Below are 4,181 nucleotides of genomic sequence, written 5' to 3' on the forward strand. Positions count from 1 at the left end.
TGTTTGGCCTAAGTTTTCGCAGCGAGTGACCCCTGGCTTTTTGAGAAGATACGTCCCCCCCAAGTTATAAAGACGGCTGCATCAACTTGGGCAAAGTATAAATCTCGATTAGTAAGAGGGTCATCAATTGAACCTGTAGAGTCAGGTATCAATGCCTGAAAGTTTCTAGAACTACCATAGTTTGATTCAACAAAACTTCCTATTTCTCGCCAAATCTCTGTAGTTTCCATCACCGAACCACTGGCTAAAAGTAACTCACGAATTCCTGGTAGAAATTCATACCAGGTTTCACTAACATTAGTATCTTTAGGTGTGAACTCTGAACGCTTTAACAATCCGCTAAAAAATACTTCGGCTAGATGCCAATACTCACTTTCTTGCAAAAATTGTTTTTGGACTATACGCATTACGGGGGGGATAAGGGGAACTGCGGCTAAAATTTGGGCTAGTTTACGGGCTGGAGGGGTAGCATCGAATAAAAATTCTTTTAATAAAACTTCTGGCTCAATGTTTTCTGTAAAAGTTTCTGGTTTTTTTTCCCGATTTATCTGGAGATCAGTTTCTTTTAAGATGACTCCTTGAATAAATTTGCCTTCTTGGGCAGTTAAAAATTTTGCCCAAGTTGCGAAGTGTTCGGGCAATAAATTCAAAATAGGAAATTGATAGATATCATCTGCTGTGCGAAGTTTTCTACCTCCTCTTTGTAATTGAGAATTTGCCCAACCTAATTTTCCTGCTGTCACAGGTCTTTGACTAGCGCGGAACAGACTTGTTCTACTCCAAAGATATTGGGGAAAAATATGGGCAATGGTGACTGAGTGAGTTTGTCCGAGAAAGGCTAGTTTTTGATAGGCATCACCTGAACGCCAAGCTTTCCCCAGAGTATCGGTAATAACCATAAACAGTCGATTTTTCCTGGGAGTAATCAAACTAGCGATGTCGCGCTCGATTCTCGTTTCGTCCGAATATAAGCGCATCTTTTCCGAGGAAGTATCTAGTTGCCAAATTCTCACATTGCGAAAAAATCCTTGCCAACGAAATAAAGTGGCCACCCCGGAGCTTAGATCGTCCCAGAATTTCATTGAAGGGGAAACATCTACAAATAGATGAATTTCATATTGTCTTTCTAAAGGGGCTTTCATTGCCACTGAAATCAAGCCATTAGCTTGGGCCGTTTGCTCGACAGTAGCCTCTATATCGATTTGATTTTTCCAAATTCCGGCAATTCTTCTAGCTAAAGGTAATAAAGCTTTGCCAATTTCAGCAGGACTGGGAAGAGGAAAAGAATCGGGAGTAGAAACAGGATTCGCTTTATTATCAGTTACTTTATCTTCTGCAAAATTATTATTAGACTTCGTTTCAGAGTCTTGGGGATAAGCAGATATATTAGTTTGTTTAGGTGGCTGTTCTTCTTGTCGGAATTTATTATCAATATCTTTCGGGCTTAAATTATCGGAAGTGGTATTTTGAGTTGAATTATTTTCTTGTGTTTCTTGCCCTTGTTGAGTTGATGACGAATCTGACTCTACCATAAGGTGCATATGGGCTACACACCAGATAAATTCTAGCCTTTCTAGTTCATCCAAATTATCAAATTGCCATTGCTTCTGATTAGTTGCCATAATTATTTTCTAACCCTGTAATGGCTTAAAAATGGTTGCTAACAAAGTCTCCCATCTTTCTTCATTAAGATCCTGCCCATTTTCTAATAACAAGTAAACTGCATTTAAAAGCTGATCCGTTGCTAAATTTCCTTGTTTTTTCTTAACTTTGTTTAAAAATTTAGTAATTAGCTGTTTGGCTGGCTCATCTAACCTATTTAAAGTTTCTGAGTTAAATCGCTGCTGTAAAATAGTCCAAAATCCGTCAATATCATTGGGCTGATTCAAAGTTAAACGCAGACAACGACGTAAAAAGGCAGGAGGAAATTCTCTAGCTTCATTACTGGTCATAAAAACTAAAGGAAATTCTTCACATTGCACAAACCCTTTTTCAATTTTTATTTTCTCTTCTGAATCGTCCCTTTGCCGACGATAGGGAAGTACATATTCAAATTTACTTTTTAAACGAGCAAGTTCAGGAATTTCAAAGAAGCCTTCTTCAAATATATGTAACAAATCATTGGGCATATCGATATCGCTTTTGTCTATCTCATCAATTAGCAGAACAGCAGGTCTATTTTTCTTTGATAGTTTAAATGCCATACCCATTGGGCCCAAGCGTAAATAATCTCCAATTGATGGTTCTTCAATTTCACCGCCTTCACCTTTTTTTTGGCGAATTAATGATGCTTCCTGTAATCTACCAATAGCATCATAATCATATAACCCATTTTTTAGGGTAGTGCGAGAAACAATTGACCAACGATACGGACCAGGCAAACCCAATTCTGTCGCCACGGCATAGGCTAAAGATGTTTTTCCCGCACCTGGGATACCTTCTATTAGCAAAGGACGACGCAGACAAAAAGCAGCATTAACTAAATCTGCTGCGAATGGGTCTACTACAAACCCTAAAGCTCGAGGATCCGGCTTTTCTCTTTTTTGGGGTAATTTTTCGTTTTGCTCCCCCTCAGATTGAGAGTAGCTAAAAATTCTCCAGGGTGGTGGTGCTGGAATACGTTTTAAATGTTTCTGCTGTTCTTTTGCGGAGGGAATATTTCCTTCGGTCAAAGTTTTTCCGCGATAAATTCGCAAATCTTCAGCTTGATTTTGCTCAGAGTTTGTTGTCATAATGTCTATTCTACCAAATTAGTGTTTAAAGGTTTTTTCGGTCGAGGTTTAGGAAACATATCATCCCAAAATAGTGTCAATTCTAAATCTTTATCCTTTATTCTTAACTCTTTAATCTTGTTCCTCCATTCCCTCCATTCAGATTTTTTTAAGTCTCGATCTAACTCAATAGCATATTCTTCGTTGCGTGTCCAAATAGCAATACTATAGTTTTCTTCTATATCTTCTAAATCTTCTGATGAGGGGATTCGTGAACCAGAAAAATAAAATTCATCTCCTGATAATTCTTCTAGTTTTTCCCACCATTCATTTCTCTCTAAGAAAAGATTATCCCTAATTTCTCGATAGTCTGAATGGTAATAACGTTCGTAAGAATTAATAAACAACGAATATTCCTCTCCAATAAACTTTTGCCTTCTTCCAGATTTAAAAGTTAGTTTTTCTATAGGGACACAAAACAGTTCAAAAGGCATCAAAAATTCTACATCTAATTTGACTGCTATAGGAAGACTATAACGAGCTTTTCGAATTAGTTTAACAAGTTTTTTTTCTTGAGCTAAAGTATCGTTAAAAGACTCTGCTAACTCTCGAGCTTCTATCTCATTTAAAGCCAAAAGTTCTTTTTCTGCAAATTTAGCAATGGGAAGATTTTGAGAAGAAATCCAAAGAAATAAATTGAGATAAAAATTTCCTGTACTTAAACCCGTCCCATTCCTATCCTGTTCTGGTTCTATTTCTACTAAAATTCTTAATTTTTCTTCTTTGATAATTTGTTTAAACTCATCAAAAGCATTCTTAATAAAGTCTCTGATTTTAGCAAAATCTCCATCTTCTCTAGATTGAATAGCTTCTACTTGCCATTTTTCAATTTCACTAGCTATATTTTTCAATCCCTCATCCTCAAACTTGTTTCTGCACCATTCAGCACAAGCAATTAAAGGACACACCCCATCGACTACTCGTTTTTCTGAAAGCTCACTGAGTTTTTCTTCTATTTCTCCTTCGTTTAAAAGTAATTCCTTAATGAAATTACAGCTTAACAGAAAATAATTAATAGCACGAAAACTTAATTGTGGCTCTTGTTTCAAAATGTGAACTAAATTTTCTACAAATTGAGAACGCTTTTGTTCCCAATTTTGTATAGACTTAGGGACGAAAGGGAAAAATTTGGCTTCCTGTTCACAGAAAATAGCATTATACTTGGCATTTTGTTCTTCACTATCTATTTGCTCATTTATTTTAGGAACTATTTGACTGGGGTCTATATCTACTTGTTGCAAATCCTCTAATAACTCTTCCAAAGCTGAGACAAATGCTTTGGAGAATGCCCCATCTGTAGCGAATTGTTTAGTTCGACAGGAGGCAATCACATGAACATCAATATTATTGCCCTCAACCAGAAATGTTGAATGTCTTTAGAAAACTTTACATATCAAATTAGACTAACCC

Annotated in this window: 3 protein-coding genes; all 3 read right to left on the minus strand. The window is 36.6% G+C overall.

All coding sequences use genetic code 11. The features are described from left to right. Positions 1 to 8: 8 nt before the first annotated feature. Genes P9B04_RS15605 through P9B04_RS15615 form a run of 3 tightly spaced genes read right to left on the minus strand, consistent with a single transcriptional unit; the run spans position 9 to position 4,102 of the window. Positions 9 to 1,622 (minus strand): SAV_2336 N-terminal domain-related protein, encoded by a 1,614-nt coding sequence (locus tag P9B04_RS15605; RefSeq protein WP_342055910.1) that lies wholly within the window; start codon positions 1,620 to 1,622, stop codon positions 9 to 11. Positions 1,623 to 1,631: 9 nt separating this feature from the next. Further along, on the minus strand, positions 1,632 to 2,732 hold the full coding sequence (locus tag P9B04_RS15610; RefSeq protein ID WP_342055911.1) for an AAA family ATPase: 1,101 nt from the start codon (positions 2,730 to 2,732) through the stop codon (positions 1,632 to 1,634). A gap of 5 nt (positions 2,733 to 2,737) precedes the next feature. Continuing rightward, complete coding sequence (locus tag P9B04_RS15615; RefSeq protein ID WP_342055912.1) at positions 2,738 to 4,102, minus strand: caspase family protein; 1,365 nt, start codon at positions 4,100 to 4,102, stop codon at positions 2,738 to 2,740. Positions 4,103 to 4,181 lie beyond the last annotated feature (79 nt).

Origin of the sequence: Crocosphaera sp. Alani8 (assembly GCF_038442745.1) — a bacterium.
In the GTDB taxonomy this organism is placed as follows: Bacteria; Cyanobacteriota; Cyanobacteriia; order Cyanobacteriales; family Microcystaceae; genus Crocosphaera.